Below are 19,962 nucleotides of genomic sequence, written 5' to 3'. Positions count from 1 at the left end.
GCAACGGGTAGGGAGCTTCGTACGTCACGGCCCTACAGCCACCCGATCGGGGCACGATCGGAAACGCTCAGTACGTCGATGGCGGCGCTGTTCGGCTCGCGGGTGCGCAGACTGCGGACGGCGGCCGGACTGACGCAGGCCGAACTCGGCCGTAGAGCGCATGTGGTGAGCACCCGGATCACGCAGATCGAACGGTGCTCCGGAGCCAAGCCGACGCTGGAACTGGCGCGCACGCTCGACTCCGTCCTCGGCGCGGACAACCTGCTGGTCGAGTTGTGGCCGTACGTGTACCGGGAGGCGTTCCCGGACTGGTCACGAGCGTTCATGGCGCACGCCGAGCAGGCGGTGGCGGTCGTGCAGTACGCGGCCCACGTGGTGCCCGGTCTGTTGCAGACGGAGGACTACGCACGGGCGGTTCTGAGCCTTGACGCGTTGCTCGACAGCGAAGACCAGTTGGAGGAGCGTGTCGCGGCCCGTATGGGACGACAGGAAAGACTCAACTCGCTCGACCGGCCAGAGCTGTGGGTGATCTTGGACGAGGCGGTACTGCGGCGTCCGATCGGCGGGGACTCCGTGATGCGTCAGCAACTGCACCGACTGCTCAATGCAGCAGCGGAACGCCGGACCACAGTGCAGGTGTTGCCGTTCGACCAGGGCGGGCACGAAGCGATGGGTGGCTCACTGACGATCCTGAGGCTGCCGGACGACTCGGAGATCGCCTACACGGAAGGCTCGGACTACGGTCGGCTCATCGAGGAACCGGCCAACGTCGGTCGCTACAAGGTGATTTACGATCGGCTACGGGCAGCCGCTTTGCCCCCGCTCATGTCGCTCGACATGATCCGAGCCGTGATGGAGGACAACCACCGTGGTGCGAAGGTCCCGTCCCGATCTGAACGGCGCCGCTTGGCGCAGGAGCAGCTACAGCAATCAAGCGGGGGGAGACTGCGTGGAGGTGGCGGACGGGTTCCCAGGCGTCGTGCCCGTCCGTGACAGCAAGGTCCCGCACGGTCCTGTCCTGACCTTCGAGGCGGACTCCTGGGCGGCGTTCACAAGCGAGTTGAGGGCTGGTCAGTACCGGATCTGAGTCGGCCGGGTCTCGGTCGCGGGCCGTCTTCCGGGTCCGCCGGGTCCTGGTGAGTGAGGGGCCGGTGGGCCGCCGGCCTCCTTGAAGAACCGGGGAAAGAACCACCCGCCCACCCACCCTCCCGTCGCCGTCACCCGTCCGGGTGACTGGCTTGCGGAGGCGGGATACGGACGGTTACGTTCGCCGCGACAACCGCAAACTGATACGGCCCCCGGCCGGGACGGCAATCCCGATCGAGGGCCTGACCGATCAGGAAGCAGAACCTTCCCGATGGCTGAACCGCAGTCTAACGCGCGCCTGCGCGCCGACGCCGGAGCTCCGACCTCCGGCGTGATCCACGTACGCACCCGGCTCACGGCCGACTTCACCGTGCTCTCCAATGCCCTCGCGCAGCGACGCGGCAGTGCCGTCACGGTCGGCGTGGCGGTCTACATCCTCTCGCTGCCCGACGGCTCTCCCGTGAGCATCGCCGCTCTGTGCGAGCACTTCACCGAGGGCGAGATCCTGATCTCGCGGGCACTGAGGGAACTTGAGGCAGCCGGTTACCTGGAGCGGCGACGCGAACGGCTGCCCACCGGGCAGATCCGGACCCGGACGTACTTCCACGCCCTGCCCGGCGCTGATCCGGGCCCGGGCGGGGGCGGTCCGGACGGCCCGCCCAGGCCGCCGGGGCCGCCCTCGCCGCCGAAGCCGCCAGGTCGGCGCTGGCCGCCGTCGGCTGCGGTGAGGGCGGCGCCCACCTCCGCGCTCACGCCCAGCTCCGCGCTCACGCCCAGCTCCGCGCTTACGCCAACGTCCGTATCCGTGTCAGAGGCTGCGCCGACCGCGCCCACGTCCGCACCGCCTGCGTCCGTGCCCGCGTCCGCGCCGACCGTGCCGGAGAAGGCAGTCGGGCTTTCCGACGCGGACCCGCAGGCCGTGGCCGTGCTCGCTGCCCTGCGCCGGGTTGACCCCCGCCTGATCCTCTCCGGGCGGGAAGCCGCGCGGCTGGCGCCGGCCGTCGCCCAGTGGCTCGCGGCAGGCGTGGACGCGCCACGGATCACCGAGCTGCTCACGGCAGGCCTGCCTGACCGCTTCCGTGTGCGTCCGGCGGGCATCCTCGCCTTCCGGTTGCGGGAGACGCCCCTGCCCGCCCCGCCCCCGGATGCAGTTCCGCGGGAACGCCCGGTGGTGCTGCCCTTCCAGACGTGCGACGGCTGTGAGCGGGCGTTCCGCGCGGCCACGCCCGGGCAGTGCCGGGACTGCCGGGCCGGAGACGAGTTCCGTGCGGTCGGTTGAGCTGCCGCCCGTTCTCCACCGCGACCCCGTCGGCAATGGGAACCATGTTCATGTAGCGTGGTGGGGTCTCTGTTGAGTTGTAGGGGGTAGCTGTGTCCGCTCGGGAACTACCGTCCGCTTTCGGCGTGCGGGAGCGTCAGCGCCGCCTGCTGGCGTGGCGGCCCCGGGTGGCCGAGTTCGAGCCCGTCACCCTGGACGGGGTGCCGTACCAGGCGCCGCGCAGGCTGCTGCGGGCTCACGTGCCCAGGTTGTCGCCGCCGGAGCGGTAGCGCTTCCGCCCCGGGACAGGCGTGCGGGCGTGTGGGCGTGTGGGCATGCGCGCTTGTGGGCGTGCGTGCTTCGGTCAGGTGTCGGAGGCCTGGTGGCGGCGGAGGGTGGCGGCGAAGTCCTCGGCTGCCGTGAGTTGTGCCCGCAGGGTCTCGCAGCGGGCTTCGGCCGCGGTGAGGTAGGAGTCCAGCCGCTTGCGCAGGCGCTCGCGTTCGCCGTCCTCCATCGGCTCGGGGGACGCCAGGCGGTCGGTTGCCTCCAGGAGGTCCCGCATCTCCTCCAGGGAGAAGTCCAGGGGCTTCATCCGCCGGACCACCATCAGTCGCTCGACGTCGGTCTCGGTGTACAGGCGGAAGCCGCCCTTGCTGCGGGCAGACGGTATGACCAGACCGACGTCCTCGTAGTGGCGGATGGTGCGCAGGGAGAGACCGGTTCGTTCGGCCGCCTCGCCGATCTGCATCTGCCGCTCCGCCATCTCTGCCAGCTCTCCTCAACATGTGTGATGGTGTGCGGTGTTGCCGCCCCGCCGGGGCGGCAACAAAACACCTGAAAACGCAGGCCTCCCGTCCATGATGCCCGACCGGTGATCGAACAGTTGCGGGTGCTCCGTGGAGGAGCGGGTGCCGGTGGCCGAGTGCGCCGGGTGCCGTGCGGCTCAGCTCTCCAGTAGGCGCTTGAGCTCGGCGAGGCGTTCCCGCCAGTACGCCTTCATCCGGGCACCTGCCTCGCCGTCGGGCAACCTGGTGTGTTCGACGGCGACCTGCGCCTTGGCTTCGCCCTTGGGGACGAAGGCGACGACGATCCGGGTGCCGTCCTCGGCCCAGTCCGCCCGGAAGCTCTTGGGCGCGGTGGAGGTACGGACCCTGACCGTGGCGTCGGGTAGCCACTGCCTGCGCAGGGCGCTGTCGTCGAAGGCGGCGAAGAGGCGCTCCACGGGGACGGCGACCGTCTTGGTGGCGCCGATCGAGAAACTGCCGTCGGCCTTCTGCCCGGGCGCACGCAGACCACGGGACTGCTCGTAGGCGACGGTGATGCTCTGCGCCCACCAGCCGTCCACCTGGTGCACCTCAACGAGGCGGTGAGCGATCTCCGTGTGTGTGCGGACGGCTGCGCCCCAGGCGTCGAGCAGAGCGAACCACTCGTCTGCGGGGCGCCCGGTGCGCTCCCGCACGGCCTCCTCCGGAAGCTGCTGAGCGCGGACGGCCGCCGCCTCCAGGGCGGAGTCGGTGGCGCCGGGGGGCGCCGGGGCGCCCATGGACGCGGTGAAGCCGGGGGACGTTGCGGGGGATGCCGCGGGGGATGCCGCGGGGGCCGGCATGGTGGGCGTCGGGTCGGGTGTCGTGGCGGGCGTCGCGGGGTCGGTTGCGGTCGCGGAGGGGCCGGACTTCTCCAGCAGCTGGCGGCGCGCGGTGGTGTAGCTTTCGCCCGTCTTCGTCATACGGGTGCGCACGCGCGTCTTGAAGGACTTCTGCCTGGTCATTGCATGCTCCTGTCGACGGCGCGGTGACAGGACTCACGCTTCTGTCGACCCCGCCGGATCAGGCATGCAACCGGCACCCCGAGAACTCACGGTTCCCTTTGCCCCCACGAGGCCGGTGGCGTGAGCACCGGGACGGGGGTGCGGCGCAGGACGGCGCCTGGCTTCCAGGGTACGTACCGGCCCGGACGGTGGCAACGGCGTGCGGCGGGGCGACACGCGACGGCGTGGGCGCGGCTGTCGTGCGCCCCGACCGGACCCACTCCGGCCGGGGCTGCTCTTCGGCTTCCCGGGGTCCCGGCTTCCCGGGGTCCCGGGGTCCCGGGGTCCCGGGGTCCCGGCGTCCAGCGCCCCAGCGCCCCAGCGCCCGTCAGTCCATGCGGCGGCGCAGGGCGGTGCAGGCGATCAGGGAGCGCCTGTCCTCGGTGAGGAACACCATGAACGACCATGCGCGGTCGGGGGAGTCGATGCGGCCCAGCCTGGCGGGCTGGCGGCCCTGCAGCTCCAGCAACCGCACGGCCCTCTCCAGGCCGAGCGTCTCGATGCCCTTGCGCAGGGCGTGGCGGTGGCGGCGTTCGTAGATGCCGGCCAGGGAGTTGGAGGGCGAGGTGCCGTCCCACACGACGTACTCCCCGCCGTGGCGCAGTGCGGCGAGGGCTCGGCCGGTGGCGTCGGCACCGTCGGTGAGCAGTTGGGCCAGTCGGCTGCGGTTCACAGCAGTTGCTCTCCTGAGTCGTGGAACGAAGGAGTCATCGGTTCGGGGCCCGGCCCGGAGTTGCCGTGGCCCGGTCCGTGGGAGCGGCCGGGCCCGTCGGCCAGACCCGTCCGCTCGGGCGCGGCGGTTCGGCCGGGTGCGCCCGGCCGGTCGGGTGGCGAGGACGCCCAGGCGCCGGCGACGGTGAAGCTGACGACGGTGCCGCCGTAGCGGCTGGCGCCGACGTGCCAGGAGTCGGCGAGCACGTCGACCAGGTAGAGGCCCCGCCCGTTCGACTCGTCCGCGTCCGCCCGGCGCATGCGCACCGAGGTCGGCAGTCCGGGACTGTGCACGTCCACCCCCAGATCGCTGTTCCTGCGCCACCACTCCACTCTGACGCGCCACGACGTGTCGGCGTCGCCGTGCAGGACGGCGTTGGTCACCAACTCCGACAGCATCAGCAGGCAGTCGTCCAGCGGACGGACCAGGTTGTGGGGAGTGAGGAACTTGAGGAACCAGCGGCGTGCCTGCGGCACCGACTCCGGTCGTGGGTAGAGGGTCATCGCCCCCAGCGGTTCCCGGCCGGGCCTCTCGGGGCCTCCGCCACGGTCACTGATGTCGTCCATCCGCGCCCACTCCTCACCGGTGCCGTCGCAGTCCAGCCAACGCCGCCCGGATGCCGTGCGGACACCGCCGGCATCGAGCCGTCAGTGGAGCGAGCCCGGGCCGTACGGCGGCCAGCAAGCGCGTTCCGATGTCGTCCGTGGCACCCTCAGTGTGGAGATACGGGGCCGTGCGCTCGCGCGTTCAACGCACAACTTCTCCGCATGTGCCGTGCAGGACGCCCACACGCGGTGAGGGCCGGGCGGGCTCCGGGACGCGCTGTCGATACCGGCGCCGGGTGGCCGTACGATCCGGCCATGTCGAAGAACGGTCAGTGGTACCCCGCCGAGTGGCCGGACCGTATCCGGGCGCTGTCCCGGGGCGAGCTGGTGCCGGTGCAGCCGCGGCGGGCCGCCACCGTCATGCTCTTGCGGGACGACCAGCCCCGCGCCGCACACGCCCCGGGCGCCCCGCACGCCCCAGGCGCCCCGGCAGGCACGGCCGGGGCCGACGGCGGCCCGTCGGTGCACATGCTGCGCCGCAGCGCCTCCATGGCCTTCGCGGGCGGCGCCTACGCCTACCCGGGCGGCGGCGTCGACCCGCGGGACGAGGCCGAGGTGCGCTGGGCCGGCCCGTCGCGGGAGGAGTGGGCGCGCCGGCTGGGCGTTCCGCCCGCCGAGGCGCAGGCCGTGGTGTGCGCGGCCGTGCGGGAGACCTTCGAGGAGGCCGGTGTGCTACTCGCGGGCAGCGACGCGGACTCCGTCGTCGCCGACACGACCGGCGACGACTGGGAGGCCGACCGCAGGGCCCTGGTGGCCCACGAGCTGGCGTTCGCGGACTTCCTGGAGCGGCGCTCGCTGGCGCTGCGCAGCGACCTGCTGGGGGCCTGGGCGCGGTGGATCACGCCCGAGTTCGAGAGCCGCCGCTACGACACGTGGTTCTTCGTCGCCGCGCTGCCCGAGGGGCAGCGCACCCGTGACGTGTCGGGGGAGGCGGACCGGACGGTGTGGATCAGGCCTGCGGAGGCCGCTGCCGGGTACGACCGGGGTGAGCTGCTGATGATGCCGCCGACCATCGCCACGCTGCGGGAGATCGCGCCGTGCACCACCGCGGCGGCGGCGCTGGCCGCTTCCGCCGACCGGGACCTGACGCCGGTGCTCGCCCGCGCGACCCTGGAGGGTGAGGAGATCGTGCTGAGCTGGCCCGGTCATGAGGAGTTCGAGAAGAGGATCTTCACCATATGAGCGACGACGCCGCACTTCCCGGACGCCCCCGCGACGGGGCCCTCGGCGGGTGTGCCACCGAGCGGACCGAGTCCGTGCTGGCCCCCAACCCGTCGGTGATGACGCTGGACGGCACGAACACCTGGATCGTCGCCGAACCGGACTCCGAGCTGGCGGTCGTGGTGGACCCGGGACCTCTGGACGAGGGCCATCTCGCGGCGGTCCTCGCGGCGGTCGAGCGCGGCGGGCGAAGGGTGGGCACGACGCTGCTCACCCACGGCCACGCCGACCACTGCGAGGGCGCCGCGCGGTTCGCGGAGCTGACGGGCGCGCCGGTCCGCGCTCTCGACCCGAGGCTGAAGCTGGGCGGTGAGGGGCTGGTGGCCGGGGACGTGGTGACCACCGGCGGCCTGGAGCTGTGGGTCGTCCCCAGCCCCGGGCACACCCACGACTCGCTGTGCTTCCACCTGCCCGCCGACCGGGCGCTGCTGACCGGGGACACCGTGCTGGGCCGGGGGACCACCGTCGTCGCCCATCCCGACGGCCGGCTCGGCGAGTACCTCGACTCGCTGCGGCGGCTGCGCTCGCTGGTGGTCGACGAAGACGTGCGGACGGTGCTGCCTGGGCACGGGCCGGTGCTCGAGGACCCGCGCGGGGCGATCGAGTACTACCTGGTGCACCGGGCGAAGCGGCTGGCCCAGGTGGAGACGGCCGTGGAGATCGGCTACCGCACGGCGGGCGAGGTCGTCGCGCATGTCTACTCGGACGTGGACCGCAGCCTGTGGCCGGCGGCGGAGCAGTCGGTGCAGGCCCAACTGGAGTACCTGCGCGAACACGGACTGATCTGACGCCCGGGCGTGCCGCAAGGCCGAAGCCGCACCCCGGCGGTTCACGTCGGGGCGCGGCGAGCGGCAGGTCCGCGGGTGGGCCGGCGGGTCAGCGGGAGCGCTTGGCGAGCCGCTCGACGTCGAGCAGGATCACCGCGCGTGCCTCAAGACGCAGCCAGCCGCGGCCGGCGAAGTCGGCGAGCGCCTTGTTGACGGTCTCGCGGGACGCGCCGACCAGCTGGGCCAGCTCCTCCTGCGTGAGGTCGTGCACGACGTGGATGCCCTCGTCGGACTGCACGCCGAACCGGCGGGAGAGGTCCAGCAGGGCCTTGGCGACACGGCCGGGCACGTCGGAGAAGACCAGGTCCGACATCGAGTCGTTGGTGCGCCGCAGCCGGCGGGCGACTGCCCGCAGCAGGGCCGTCGCGACCTCGGGCCGGACGTTCAGCCAGGGCTGGAGGTCGCCGTGGCCGAGCCCGAGCAGCTTCACCTCGGTCAGCGCGGTGGCGGTGGCGGTGCGGGGGCCGGGATCGAAGAGCGACAGCTCACCGATCAGCTCGCCCGGGCCCAGGACGGCGAGCATGTTCTCGCGACCGTCGGGCGAGGTGCGGTGCAGCTTCACCTTGCCCTCGGTCACCACGTAGAGCCGGTCGCCGGGGTCACCCTCGTGGAACAGGGCCTCGCCACGGGCCAGCGTCGTCTCGGACATGGAGGCACGCAGCTCTGCCGCCTGCTCCTCATCGAGCGCCGCGAACAGCGGGGCGCGCCGCAGAACGTCGTCCACGAGTTCTCTCCTTGTCGACCTGCCCAGAGGGTTGTGGCCCCCATGATGCCGGACGTTTGAAACAGTGCGATCAGTCACAAGTTTGACTCACTCGGCGTTTGCGGGATGCGGCAGGGGTCCGATTGGGCTGTTAATCGGCCATGAGCGGGGCGAATGTCGGTACGCCCCCTTACGCTGGCCGGGTGTCCAGTACCCGCTGAGCGCACACGGAAAGGGGGGCCGGACGGGTGGGTGAACCCGCTGGTTTCGCTCTGGGCGAACACGCGCCCGCCGGTGTGGCAGGGGCGCGTCGTGCAGGCGCTGCCGTGCGCGGCGGGGGCAGTCGGTGAACGAGGCGCCAAGGAGAGCAGTGAGCGAGAAGTCCGTCCGGCAGCCCGCCGCGCAGCAGGCCGAGAAGACGAGCGCCGACGGCAGACCGGTGTCCGACGCGGACGCCGTCGCCGTCGCGGACGCCCCGGCGGAGATCCCCGCCAAGAAGGCCGCCGCCAAGGCCCCGGCCCGCCCCTCCACCACCACCCCTCCGGCGAAGAAGTCGGCCGCCGGGAAGGCGGCTGTGAAGAAGGCGACGGAGAAGAAGTCGCCCGAGAAGAAGGGTGCGGAGGAGAAGGTTCCCGTGAAGGCGGCCAGGAAGGCCCCCGCGAAGAGGGAGTCGCGGCTGGCGATGGTGCGGCGGGCGCGGCGCATCAACCGCGAGCTGACCGAGGCGTACTACTACGCGCACCCCGAGCTGGACTTCGAGAACCCGTTCGAGCTGCTGGTGGCCACCGTGCTGTCCGCGCAGACCACGGACCTGCGGGTCAACCAGACGACGCCCGCCCTCTTCACCGCCTATCCCACCCCGGAGGACATGGCGGCTGCGGACCCGGAGGCGCTGGAGGAGCTGATCCGCCCCACCGGCTTCTTCCGCAACAAGGCCAAGGCGCTGCTGGGTCTGTCCGCCGCGCTGCGCGACAACTTCGGCGGTGAGGTGCCAGGGCGGCTCGACGACCTGGTGTCGCTGCCGGGTGTGGGTCGCAAGACCGCGTTCGTGGTGCTGGGCAACGCCTTCGGCGTGCCCGGACTCACCGTCGACACGCACTTCGGCCGGCTGGTGCGCCGCTGGGGCCTGACCGAGCAGAGCGAGCCGGAGAAGGTCGAGGCGGAGATCGCGGAGATCATCCCCAAGAGCGAGTGGACGATGTTCTCGCACCGCACGATCTTCCACGGCCGCCGCGTGTGCCACTCCCGCAAGCCCGCCTGCGGAGCCTGCCCGATCACCGACCTCTGCCCCGCCTACGGCGAGGGCGAGACCGACCCGGAGAAGGCGAAGAAGCTGCTGAAGTACGAGCTGGGCGGCCTGCCCGGCCAGCGGCTGAAGCCCCCGGCCGACTACCCGGGGCAGCCCGCCCCGCCGCTGGCGGCCCGATGAGCACCCGGAATGCGGGCGTCCGGGGCGTGCACGTGCGGGGTGGCGCGTGAGCAGGGCGCGGCCTGCGGAGCAGGCGGCGCATACACGGCCTGCGGAGCAGGCGGCGCATACACGGCCTGCGGAGCAGGCGCCGCACACGCCGCCGGTGAGCGAGGACGGCCTGCCCGACTGGCTGCTTCCGGTGGCGCGGACCGCCGCGACGATCCGGCCCGAGCAGCTCAGCCGCTTCCTGCCGCCGGCCGACGGCGGGCGGCAGTCCGCGGTACTGGTGCTGTTCGGTGCCTCGGCGGCCGGCCCTGAGCTGCTGCTGATGGAACGCGCGACGAACCTGCGCTCGCACCCCGGGCAGCCCTCCTTCCCCGGCGGCGCGCTCGACCCGGAGGACGGCGACCCGGAGGGGGACGGTCCGGTACGGGCGGCGCTGCGGGAGGCCGAGGAGGAGACCGGCCTCGACCCGGCGGGCGTCCAGGTGTTCGGTGTGCTGCCGCGGCTCTACATCCCGGTGAGCCGCTTCGTCGTCACGCCCGTGCTGGGCTGGTGGCGGGAGCCGACGCCGGTCGGTGCGGTCGACGCGGGCGAGACGGCCCGCGTGTTCACCGCGCCTGTCACCGAACTGACCGACCCGGCGAACCGCGGCATGGCCGTGCACCCCAGCGGTTACCGGGGCCCCTGCTTCCTGGTCAACGGCGCTCTGGTGTGGGGTTTCACCGCCGGCGTGATCGACCGGCTGCTGCACTTCTCCGGCTGGGAGCGGCCCTGGGACCGCAGCCGTGACGTCCCGCTCGACTGGCATGCGTGAACCACCGCGCGGACCCCGACGCACCGACCGGGCCAGGGCCCGCAGATGACCGCAAGGCGAGGCTGACACCGTGAACATCCTGGACATACTGCTGGCGCTCGCCGCCGTATGGTTCGCGGTCATCGGATACCGGCAGGGCTTCGTGGTGGGCATCCTGTCGGTGCTGGGCTTCCTCGGCGGCGGACTTGTCGCGGTCCTGCTGCTGCCGCCGCTGTGGAGCGAGCTCACCGACAACACCCCGCCGGGAACCCTGGGTGCGGTGGCGGCGGTGGTCATCGTCATCGTGTGCGCGTCCATCGGCCAGGCCTTCACCACCCACCTGGGCAACCGGCTGCGGCGCTACATCACCTGGTCGCCGGCGCGCGCCCTGGACGCCACCGGCGGCGCGCTGGTCAACGTCGTGGCGATGCTGCTGGTCGCCTGGCTGATCGGTTCTGCGCTCGCCACGTCGTCGCTGCCGACGCTGGGCAAGGAGGTCCGCAGCTCCTCGGTTCTGCAGGGCGTCTCGCGGGCCATGCCCGGTCAGGCGAACACCTGGTTCACCGGGTTCGGCACCGTGCTGGCGCAGAACGGCTTCCCGCAGGTGTTCTCGCCGTTCGCCAGCGAACCGATCACCAGCGTGCCCCCGCCGGACCCGGCGCTGGCCGGCAGCCCGATGGTGGCCCGCGCCAAGCAGTCCATCGTGAAGGTCACCGGAACCGCGCCGACCTGCGGCAAGTCGCTGGAGGGAACCGGGTTCGTCTTCTCGCCCGGCCGCGTCATGACCAACGCGCACGTGGTCGGCGGGGTCACCGAGCCGACCGTGCAGGTCGGCGGCGAGGGACGGGTGTACGACGCCGTGGTGGTGCTCTACGACTGGCAGCGCGACATCGCGGTGCTCGACGTGCCGGGACTGGACGCGCCCGCCCTGGAGTTCGCGCCGGGCAGCGCCACCACCGGTGACGACGCCGTGGTGGCCGGGTTCCCGGAGAACGGCGGCTTCGACGCGCGTTCGGCCCGGGTCCGCAGCCGGGTGCAGGCCAACGGCCCGGACATCTACCACCGCGGCACGGTGCGCCGCGACGTGTACTCGCTGTTCGCCACCGTGCGGCAGGGCAACTCCGGCGGACCGCTGCTGACCCCCGACGGACGGGTGTTCGGCGTGATCTTCGCCAAGTCGCTGGAGGACCCGGACACCGGCTACGCCCTCACCAACGACGAGATCCGCGAGGACATCACGCGGGGACGCGCGGCGAGCGCGCCCGCCGACAGCCAGCAGTGCGCGATGTGACCCGTCCGCCCTCCGCGGGTCGGGAGCGGAAACGGGCACACGCCACCCCTGGCGCGGTGCGGCGGGGGATGTCGGCGGGGTGGTTCAGCGGCGGGGGCCGCGCAGCCGCGCGCCGACCCAGCGGGCGCGACGGCGGAGGATGCGCGGAATGCCGAGCTGAGGGTGCGGGGAGCCCTGCGGATCACGTGGATCTCGCAGCGGAAGGGCCGGCGTGCCCGGCACGGCGCCCTTGTTGCGGTAGTTGTGAGACACGTCACGGAAATCGTGCGTCCAGCCCATACACCGCAATGTGCCCGGGCCCCATGGTCGGTAATCGCTCGATCGGCGCTCGATTGGCCTATGCGTCAGGCACGTGTGCGCCTCGGCCGTGCCACCCGGCGCGCGCCGGGTGGCGTCAGCGGTCGGGCTCGGGGTCCTTCAGCCAGTCGATCAGCTCGCTGTTGAAGGCGGCCGGGTCCTCCTCCTGCGGGAAGTGGCCCAGGCCCTCGAACAGCCGCCACCGGTAGGGGGCCTCGACGTACTCGCCCGATCCGGCGCTGCTGCGGGTCCGCAGCACGGGGTCGAGCGCGCCGTGCAGGTGCAGCGTCGGCACTCGCACCGGGCGCTTCATCCGCCGGTTGAACTGGATGCCGTCCGGACGTGCCAGCGAGCGCACCAGCCAGCGGTACGGCTCCACCGCGCAGTGCGCGGTGGAGGGCACGCACATCGCCCGCTGGTAGATCTCGACGTCCTTGTCCTCCGGCAGCCGCGGCCCCGACCACTCCCGCAGCAGTCGCCCCACGAGTGCGCCGTCGTCGGCGACAAGTTGACGCTCCGGCAGCCAGGGCCGCTGGAGGCCCCAGATGTGCGCGCCGGCCGCCGTCTGCCGCCGGTCGCGCAGCATCGCCGACCGCCAGCGGCGCGGATGCGGCATGGAGGTGACGGCCAGGCGGCGTACGAGCTTGGGCCGCATGACCGCCGCCGTCCACGCCAGGTAGCCGCCGAGGCCGTGGCCCACGAGCGCGGCGTCCGGCTCGCCCAGCGAGCGGATCACCCCGGTCACGTCCAGGGCCAGGTTGGCCGGGTCGTAGCCGCGCGGTGTCCGGTCGCTGCCGCCCAGGCCGCGCAGGTCCATGGCCACCGCCCGGTACCCCGCACCGGCCAGCGCGGGCAACTGGTGCCGCCACGTCCACCAGAACTGCGGGAAGCCGTGCAGCAGCAGCACCAGTGGCCCGTCGCCCATCTCGGCGATGTGGAAACGGGCGCCGTTCGCGGCGACGTCCCGGTGTGACCAGGGGCCGTCCAGGTGAGCGGGGGATAGGGCGGGGACCGTCATAGGGGGCAGTGTGTCACTGTTGCGCACCCGTGGTGATCGGGCGGACGTCCGTGGCGGGCCGCGGATGCGGCTTGGCCTTCGCCAGGACGGCCGCCGACTCCTTGGCGGAGGAGATGCTCCGCGTGGGTGCCTGCACCTTCTTCAGCAGAGACCGGGCGGCGAGACCGCAGACCACGGCCACCAGCAGCATCAGCGCGCCGGTGATCAGGAAGGCGATGGCCAGCGGCACCTTCCACCAGGCGTGCAGCCAGTACGCCAGCGCGAAGCTGAACACGGGCAGGGAGAACAACGCGAGCACGCCCGCGACGGCGATCGCACCGACCCCGGCGACACCCTTCGAGACGGACGTCTTCAGTTCCGCCTTGGCGAGTGCGATCTCCTCGTGCACCAGGGCTGACATCTCGGCGGTGGCCGAGGCGACCAGCTGTCCGATGCTGCGGCCCTCGTCGGGTGTGCTCACGATTGCTCCCTCTGCTCTCGTAGTGGTGCCCGGATCGTCGGGGACCGGTGGGGTATCAGGATGCCGGACCGGGGTCCTTCACACCGTCGCCCGCGGCCACCTCGGCACGTCGCCTGTGCTCTGCCGCCTTCTCCTCGAGGATGCGGGCCATGCGCAGGTGGTACTCGGGCTGGCCCTCCTCGTACACGTCGGGGATGCCGTCGCCGTCCTCGTCGCGCTCCTCGTCCATGTAGACACCCAGGTAGTGCTTGTTGCGCATCTTCAGCAGGATCGCGGCGAGCAGCGTCGCCAGGAACGTGCCGATCAGCACGGACGCCTTGATCTGCTCGTCCAGCGGCGTGTTCTCGAAGGCGAGATCGCCGATCAGCAGGGCGACGGTGAAGCCGATGCCGGACAAGGCCGCCACCGCCAGCACGTCCATCCAGGCGAGGTCCTTGTTCAGTTCCGCCTTGGTGAACCGTGCGGCGAGCCACGCGCCGCCGAACACACCGACCGTCTTGCCCAGCAGCAGGCCGAACACCACACCGAGCGTCTCCGGCTGGGTGAACACCTCGCCGATGGCCGGGCCGGACACCGTCACGCCCGCGGCGAACAGTGCGAACAGCGGTACGGCGAGTCCGGCGGAGATCGGGCGCACCTGGTGCTCGATGCGCTCGGCCGGGGAGTGCTCCTCACCCTCGCGGAGGGTGCAGCGCAGCAGCAGGCCCATGGCGACACCGGCGACGGTGGCGTGCACCCCGCTGGCGTGCATCAGCGCCCAGATGGTCACGGCGAGCGGCAGATAGATGTACCAGCCCTTGACGCCCTTGCGGTGCAGGAGCCAGAAGATCGCCAGCCCGACGACGGAGCCGAGCAGGGCCCACAGGTTGGTCTCGGTGGTGTAGAAGATCGCGATGATGGTGATCGCGCCCAGGTCGTCCACCACGGCGAGGGTGAGCAGGAAGGCACGCAGGGCGGACGGCAGCGCGGTGCCGAGCACGGCGAGCACACCCAGGGCGAAGGCGATGTCGGTGGCCATCGGGATGGCCCAGCCGCTCAGGTCGCCGCCGTTGAGCGTGAAGGCCACGTAGACCAGGGCCGGCACGATCATGCCGCCCGCGGCGGCGACGATCGGGAGGGCGGCGGCCCGCGGGTCGCGCAGCTCGCCGGTGACCAGTTCCCGCTTGAGTTCGACGCCCGCGACGAAGAAGAAGATGGTCAGCAGGCCGTCCTTGGCCCAGTCCGCGACGGACAGGTTCAGGTGCAGGGCCTCGGGCCCGAAAGTGAAGCCCTTGAGGTCGGAGTAGAAGTCGCTCAGACCGGTGTTGGCCATGATCAGGGCGATCACGGCGGCGAACAGCAGCAGCATGCCGCCGACGGTCTCGGTACGGAGGATGTCCGCGAGAACCCGCTTCTCCTTCAACGGCGGGCGGTGAAGGAACTCGGAGCTTTGGGCGTCGCGTGTTTCGGGCGCGGACAAGGTGGTGACCTCCAGAAAGCGGTAATGCCTACACGTGTGCTCTGTGCCGACCAGACTTCCCGGCGCGCCCATATTCTTGCCGCGATCTTTACGCGGCACTCCTGCCACGACCCTTACGTGGCGCACCAAGGGTAACCAACACGGGTGAAGGGCGCCGGGGGCCATTGACCTCCCGACGCCCTTCACTGTCCGTTATGTCAGCTGGTCGGGCGCCTTGTCCGGTACTGCTCAGTCCTCGCTGGCGGCGGCGGGCAGGCGGGTCTGGATGAGATCCATCACGGACGAGTCGGTCAGCGTGGAGACATCGCCGAGGGCGCGGTTCTCGGCCACGTCGCGCAGCAGGCGCCGCATGATCTTGCCGGAGCGGGTCTTGGGAAGCTCCGCGACCGGCAGGATGCGCCTGGGCTTGGCGATCGGGCCGAGCTGCTTCGAGACGTGCGCCCGCAGCTCGTCGACCAGGGTGTCGTGCTCCGCCGCGGTGCCGCGCAGGATGACGAAGGCGCAGATGGCCTGCGTCGTCTGCGGGTCGGTGGCACCGACCACGGCCGCCTCGGCGACCGCCGGGTGCGAGACCAGCGCCGACTCGACCTCGGTGGTGGAGATGTTGTGGCCGGAGACGAGCATGACGTCGTCGACCCGGCCCAGCAGCCAGATGTCGCCGTCGGTGTCCTTCTTCGCGCCGTCACCGGCGAAGTAGCGGTGCTCGAACCGCGCCCAGTAGGTGTCCAGGTAGCGCTGGTCGTCGCCCCAGATGGTCCGCAGCATCGAGGGCCACGGCTCGGTCAGCACCAGGTAGCCGCCGCCGCCGTCGGGCACCTCCTTCGCCTCGTCGTCGACCACCGTCGCGGAGATGCCCGGCAGAGGGAGCTGCGCCGAGCCGGGCTTGGTGGCGGTGGCACCGGGCAGCGGGCTGAGCATCATGGCGCCCGTCTCCGTCTGCCACCAGGTGTCCACGATCGGCGCGGAGCCGGCACCGATGTGCTGGCGGTACCACATCCACGCCTCGGGGTTGATGGGCTCACCGACCGAGCCGAGGATGCGCAGCGACGAAAGGTCGTACTTGGCGGGGATGTCGTCGCCCCACTTCATGCAGGCGCGGATCGCGGTCGGGGCGGTGTAGAGCAAGGTGACGCCGTACTTCTGCACGATCTCCCACCAGCGCCCCTTGTGCGGGGAGTCCGGAGTGCCCTCGTACAGCACCTCGGTCGCGCCGTTGGCGAGCGGGCCGTAGACGATGTACGAGTGCCCGGTGACCCAGCCGACGTCGGCGGTGCACCAGTAGACGTCCCGCTCCGGCTTCAGGTCGAAGACCGCGTGGTGGGTGTAGGCCGTCTGGGTGAGGTAGCCGCCGGTGGTGTGCAGGATGCCCTTCGGCTTCCCCGTGGTGCCGGAGGTGTAGAGGATGAACAGCGGGTGCTCGGCCTCGAACGCCTCCGGGGTGTGCTGCTCGGGCTGGCGCTCGACCAGTTCGTGCCACCAGACGTCGCGGCCCTCGGTCCACTCGACGTCCTGGCCGGTGCGGCGCACCACGAGCACGCTGCGGACGTTCTCCGTGCCCGGCTTGGTCAGGGCCTCGTCGACGGCGGGCTTCAGCGCGCTGGCACCGCCCTTGCGGTAGCCGCCGTCGGCGGTGATGACGACCCGCGCGTCGGCGTCCTGGATGCGGGTGGCCAGCGCGTCGGCGGAGAAGCCGCCGAACACCACCGAGTGCGGCGCGCCGATCCGGGCGCAGGCCAGCATGGCCACGACCGTCTCGGGGATCATCGGCAGGTAGATGGCGACCCGGTCGCCGGTGTTGACGCCCAGCTCGGTGAGGGCGTGCGCGGCCTTGGAGACCTCACGCTGGAGCTCGGCGTAGGTGACGGACCGGCTGTCACCCGGCTCGCCCTCGAAGTGCAGCGCGACCCGGTCGCCGTTGCCCGCCTCGACGTGCCGGTCGACGCAGTTGTACGCGACGTTGATGCGGCCGTCCTTGAACCACTTCGCGAACGGCGGGTTGGACCAGTCGAGTGTCTCGGTCGGCTCGGTCTCCCAACTGAGCCGGCGGGCCTGCTCGGCCCAGAAGCCCAGCCGGTCCGCCCTCGCCTGCTCGTACGCCTCGGCGGTCACGTTGGCGTCGGCGGCCAACTCGGCGGGCGGCTCGAACCTCCGCTCTTCCTTGAGCAGATTGGCCAGGCTTTCGTTGCTCACGACATCTCCCTTTCAAAGGGTGTGCGCTGTGTCCCAGCTCATACCTCAACAGCTTCTGAGGGCTCCTGACAAGGGTCCTCGGAGAATTGGTTTAGACCTGTTGCGGTGAACGGTGGAGCACCCCTGCCGAACGGTCCGCAGACGGGCAGCGGGCGGCTTCGCGCCCTCAGAGCGCCCGTACGGGAGTGAACACCGCGTCCTCCTCGGGAGCGCCGTCGAGCACGTACGCCTGCGCCTCGGCGACGTGGAAGTACATGCCGTGCAGCTCCAGCGAGCCGTCGGCGAGGCGCTTGGCGACGCACTCGTGCGCCCGCAGGTGTTCCAGTTGCTGGACGATGTTCGTCAGGCACAGCTGCTCGGTTCCGTCCGCCGTCGGCCGGTCGGCGATCCGGGGGACCGGGCCCGTGTCCGACGCCATGCGCTCCAGCGTCGGACGTCCGTGGCGCAGCCACATCGCCAGCGAGTCGGGCAGGGCGGCCGACGCCGCGTCCGCGCTGGAGTGCAGCGCCTGCATGGCACCGCAGCCGGAGTGCCCGCACACCGTCACCGAACCGACGCGCAGCACGTGCACGGCGTACTCGATGGCCGCCGCCACCGAGTGGTCGCCGCTGTCGCCGCCGGGCGGCGGCACCAGGTTGCCCACGTTGCGGACGGTGAACAGGTCGCCCGGACCGCTGGACGTGATCATGCTCGTCACCAGCCGGGAGTCCGCGCAGGTGAGGAACAGGTGGGACGGCTGCTGCCCGTCGCGCGCCAGCCGGGCCAGCTCCTCGCGGACGACCGGCGCGGTGATGCGCTGGAAGTTGCGCACCCCGCCCAGCAACTGCCCGCGCCGCTCCGGCTGCGGCCCCGGGCCGTCCTGTTCGCCGCGGGTGCACTGGTGGTTGAGCCACGGCGTCCACGGCGTGCAGTGGTGCACCGCGGACGGCTCCGCGATCCGGCCGCCGGACCGGCCCGTGATCTCCACCTCGCCGCCGCGTGCCGTGTGCGAGGTCCGCCAGTCCTGGATCGTCTCGAACGCGGCGTGGTCCATGAACGAGCCGTCCAGTTCCACGACGGCCCGGCGGCCCTCGGGCACCTGGTTCAGCGCCCGGCTCAGGCGCGGCACCGCCAGGAACGTCAGCTGGCCGCGCACCAGCACGCGGTACGCCTCCGCGGCTCCGGGGCCCTCGGCTGCCGGGTCACCGGACGCGTCACGGGCCGTGCCGCCGTTCCTGCTCGCGTCGTCGCTCGTGCCTTCGGCCGTGCCGCCGCTCCCGCTCGTGAGGCCGCTCCCGCTCGTGTGGCCGGTCTCGGCCGGGACGCGGTTCCCGTCGGCGTCGCCGCTCTCGTCGCCTCCCTCGTTCTCGTCCGCGGCGCGGGGCGGGGCGGCGTCCGCGGGGTCGCCGCCCGGTCCGCAGCGGCCGGGCTCGGGGCGGGCGCCCATGCCCGGCACCAGGGGCTCGCAGGTGATCCGGGTACGGGCCAGCCGGTGCAGGGCCACGGCGATGGCCACCGCGATACCGATCGCCACCCCCTCCAGAACCCCCAGCAGGACCACGGCGATAGTGGTCGCGATGTAGACCACCACCTCCCGGTGCCGGGTGACGCTGCGGATGTGCGTCATGTTCACCATCTGGATGCCGACCACCATCACCAGCGCCGCCAGCGAGGCGAGCGGGATCAGCTCCAGCACCGGCACCAGCAGTACGCAGGCGAGCAGCACCCAGCAGCCGTGGATCACCGTGGAGTCCCGGCTTACCGCGCCCGCGTTGACGTTGGCCGCGCTGCGCACCGCCACACCCGTCACAGGAAGCCCGCCCAGCGCACCGGACACGATGTTGCCAGCGCCCTGGCCGCGCAGTTCGCGGTCCAGGTTTGCCCGCGGCACGCGCACCCCGCCGGCGGCGGCGCGGGCGGAGGCCAGCTTGTCCACGGCGACGGCGGAGAGCAGGGACTCCACACTCGCCACCAGCGTCACGGTGAGCACCCCCGCGAGCAGTCCGAGCATCGGGCCCTCGGGCAGACCGGGGAGCGCGTGGCTGCGCCACGACGGCAGGTCCACCCTGGGCAGCTGCAGCCCGGCGGCCAGCGCGAACGCCGTGGCCAGCACCACGGCAACCAGCGGACCCGGCACGACGCGGATCATCCGGCCCACCCGGCCGCGCAGCCGCGGCCAGAGCAGCAGCACCGCCACCGTCAGCGCGCTGACGGACAGCGCGGCCGGATGCGGATCGGAGAGTTGCTGCGGGAGTTCCTTCACGTTGGCGATGGCGTCGCTCTCGGGGCTGCCGCCGAGCACGATGTGCAGCTGGGCGAGGGCGATGGTCACGCCGATGCCGGCGAGCATGCCGTGCACGATCGCCGGACTGACCATCAGCGCGGAGCGGGCCACCCGCAGCGCGGACAGGCCGAGTTGGGCCACTCCCGCGGCGATGGTGATCGCACACGTGGTGCGCCAGCCGTAGATCTGGATCAGCTCCGCGGTGACCACGGTGAGACCGGCCGCGGGACCGCTGACCTGGAGCGGCGCACCGCCCAGCCGGCCGACGACGATGCCGCCCACGGCAGCGGCGACGAGCCCTGCCTGCAGCGGGGCGCCGGTGGCGAGCGCGATGCCGAGGGACAGCGGGAGCGCGATCAGGAAGACGGCGATCGACGCGGACAGGTTGGCGGACCATTTGCCGCCGTCCGGGCCGCGTTCGCGGGTCGTCCAGCGCGGTGTGAACCGCTGGGTCCGGCGCGGACCCGTTTCGAGAGAGGTCTGGGCGGTGCGCTCGCCGCGTGAGGCGGCGGCGCGAGGAACTGGGGCGCAGGCGGACATCGATCCCGTCTCCGTCGC

Annotated in this window: 20 protein-coding genes; 9 read left to right on the top strand and 11 right to left on the bottom strand. The window is 72.0% G+C overall.

Annotated elements, in window-relative coordinates; genetic code table 11:
• Positions 1–78: 78 nt before the first annotated feature.
• The 4 genes from QNO07_RS23610 (at position 79) to QNO07_RS23595 (ending at position 2,634) form a co-directional block, all read left to right on the top strand.
• The gene (locus QNO07_RS23610) at positions 79–993 is read left to right on the top strand and encodes a helix-turn-helix domain-containing protein (RefSeq protein ID WP_283994334.1); all 915 of its coding nucleotides are present in this window, start codon (positions 79–81) and stop codon (positions 991–993) included.
• Positions 950–1,087, top strand: a complete 138-nt coding sequence (locus QNO07_RS23605; RefSeq protein ID WP_349636872.1) for a DUF397 domain-containing protein — start codon at positions 950–952, stop codon at positions 1,085–1,087. The genes QNO07_RS23610 and QNO07_RS23605 overlap by 44 nt, the downstream gene beginning before the upstream one ends.
• A gap of 270 nt (positions 1,088–1,357) precedes the next feature.
• Positions 1,358–2,365 (top strand): RAD23 family protein, encoded by a 1,008-nt coding sequence (locus tag QNO07_RS23600; RefSeq protein ID WP_283994331.1) that lies wholly within the window; start codon positions 1,358–1,360, stop codon positions 2,363–2,365.
• A gap of 125 nt (positions 2,366–2,490) precedes the next feature.
• The gene (locus QNO07_RS23595; RefSeq protein ID WP_283994330.1) at positions 2,491–2,634 is read left to right on the top strand and encodes a hypothetical protein; all 144 of its coding nucleotides are present in this window, start codon (positions 2,491–2,493) and stop codon (positions 2,632–2,634) included.
• Positions 2,635–2,708: 74 nt separating this feature from the next.
• Here QNO07_RS23595 and QNO07_RS23590 read toward each other — a convergent pair whose 3' ends face one another.
• From QNO07_RS23590 to QNO07_RS27595, 4 genes are all read right to left on the bottom strand, one after another.
• Positions 2,709–3,107, bottom strand: a complete 399-nt coding sequence (locus tag QNO07_RS23590) for a MerR family transcriptional regulator (RefSeq protein ID WP_283994329.1) — start codon at positions 3,105–3,107, stop codon at positions 2,709–2,711.
• A 180-nt stretch (positions 3,108–3,287) separates the two neighbouring features.
• Positions 3,288–4,112, bottom strand: coding sequence for a hypothetical protein (locus QNO07_RS23585; protein WP_283994328.1), 825 nt, complete (start codon positions 4,110–4,112; stop codon positions 3,288–3,290).
• 367 nt (positions 4,113–4,479) lie between these two features.
• Positions 4,480–4,824, bottom strand: a complete 345-nt coding sequence (locus QNO07_RS23580; RefSeq protein WP_283994326.1) for a hypothetical protein — start codon at positions 4,822–4,824, stop codon at positions 4,480–4,482.
• Positions 4,821–5,429 (bottom strand): ATP-binding protein, encoded by a 609-nt coding sequence (locus QNO07_RS27595; protein ID WP_349636871.1) that lies wholly within the window; start codon positions 5,427–5,429, stop codon positions 4,821–4,823. Before QNO07_RS27595 ends, QNO07_RS23580 begins: the two co-directional genes overlap by 4 nt.
• A gap of 294 nt (positions 5,430–5,723) precedes the next feature.
• On the opposite strand from QNO07_RS27595, the gene QNO07_RS23570 reads away from it, so the two are divergent.
• Together QNO07_RS23570 and QNO07_RS23565 are read left to right on the top strand one after the other, a co-directional pair.
• Entirely contained in the window at positions 5,724–6,650 is a 927-nt protein-coding gene (locus tag QNO07_RS23570; RefSeq protein ID WP_283994324.1) for an NUDIX hydrolase, read from the top strand.
• Complete coding sequence (locus QNO07_RS23565; RefSeq protein WP_283994323.1) at positions 6,647–7,477, top strand: MBL fold metallo-hydrolase; 831 nt, start codon at positions 6,647–6,649, stop codon at positions 7,475–7,477. The genes QNO07_RS23570 and QNO07_RS23565 overlap by 4 nt, the downstream gene beginning before the upstream one ends.
• Positions 7,478–7,565: 88 nt before the next feature.
• Here the strand turns inward: QNO07_RS23565 and QNO07_RS23560 are convergent, their stop codons facing one another.
• Complete coding sequence (locus QNO07_RS23560; protein ID WP_283994321.1) at positions 7,566–8,240, bottom strand: Crp/Fnr family transcriptional regulator; 675 nt, start codon at positions 8,238–8,240, stop codon at positions 7,566–7,568.
• A gap of 349 nt (positions 8,241–8,589) precedes the next feature.
• Here QNO07_RS23560 and nth point away from each other — a divergent pair, with 349 nt between their 5' ends.
• The 3 genes from nth to QNO07_RS23545 all read left to right on the top strand — a co-directional run bounded on the left by nth (position 8,590) and on the right by QNO07_RS23545 (position 11,717).
• A complete protein-coding gene (gene nth / locus QNO07_RS23555) occupies positions 8,590–9,648 on the top strand; it encodes an endonuclease III (protein ID WP_502961918.1) in 1,059 nt (352 codons plus the stop codon).
• A 145-nt stretch (positions 9,649–9,793) separates the two neighbouring features.
• On the top strand, positions 9,794–10,447 hold the full coding sequence (locus QNO07_RS23550) for an NUDIX hydrolase (RefSeq protein WP_283994320.1): 654 nt from the start codon (positions 9,794–9,796) through the stop codon (positions 10,445–10,447).
• A 70-nt stretch (positions 10,448–10,517) separates the two neighbouring features.
• Positions 10,518–11,717 (top strand): MarP family serine protease, encoded by a 1,200-nt coding sequence (locus QNO07_RS23545; RefSeq protein WP_283994319.1) that lies wholly within the window; start codon positions 10,518–10,520, stop codon positions 11,715–11,717.
• A gap of 84 nt (positions 11,718–11,801) precedes the next feature.
• On the opposite strand, the gene QNO07_RS23540 is transcribed toward QNO07_RS23545, so the two are convergent.
• The 6 genes from QNO07_RS23540 to QNO07_RS23515 all read right to left on the bottom strand — a co-directional run bounded on the left by QNO07_RS23540 (position 11,802) and on the right by QNO07_RS23515 (position 19,944).
• Positions 11,802–11,996, bottom strand: a complete 195-nt coding sequence (locus QNO07_RS23540; RefSeq protein WP_283994318.1) for a hypothetical protein — start codon at positions 11,994–11,996, stop codon at positions 11,802–11,804.
• Positions 11,997–12,111: 115 nt separating this feature from the next.
• Positions 12,112–13,032, bottom strand: coding sequence for an alpha/beta fold hydrolase (locus tag QNO07_RS23535; RefSeq protein WP_283994317.1), 921 nt, complete (start codon positions 13,030–13,032; stop codon positions 12,112–12,114).
• A 13-nt stretch (positions 13,033–13,045) separates the two neighbouring features.
• Positions 13,046–13,492 (bottom strand): phage holin family protein, encoded by a 447-nt coding sequence (locus tag QNO07_RS23530; RefSeq protein ID WP_283994315.1) that lies wholly within the window; start codon positions 13,490–13,492, stop codon positions 13,046–13,048.
• A gap of 55 nt (positions 13,493–13,547) precedes the next feature.
• The gene (nhaA, locus tag QNO07_RS23525) at positions 13,548–14,951 is read right to left on the bottom strand and encodes a Na+/H+ antiporter NhaA (RefSeq protein ID WP_283994314.1); all 1,404 of its coding nucleotides are present in this window, start codon (positions 14,949–14,951) and stop codon (positions 13,548–13,550) included.
• 228 nt (positions 14,952–15,179) lie between these two features.
• Positions 15,180–17,141, bottom strand: coding sequence for an acetate--CoA ligase (acs, locus tag QNO07_RS23520; protein WP_283994313.1), 1,962 nt, complete (start codon positions 17,139–17,141; stop codon positions 15,180–15,182).
• A gap of 166 nt (positions 17,142–17,307) precedes the next feature.
• Positions 17,308–19,944 (bottom strand): bifunctional SulP family inorganic anion transporter/carbonic anhydrase, encoded by a 2,637-nt coding sequence (locus QNO07_RS23515; protein WP_283994312.1) that lies wholly within the window; start codon positions 19,942–19,944, stop codon positions 17,308–17,310.
• Between the last annotated feature and the right edge of the window lie 18 nt (positions 19,945–19,962).

The organism is Streptomyces sp. 549, assembly GCF_030124175.1.
Taxonomy (GTDB): domain Bacteria; phylum Actinomycetota; class Actinomycetes; order Streptomycetales; family Streptomycetaceae; genus Streptomyces.
This window is presented reverse-complemented; position numbering and strand designations above follow the sequence as displayed.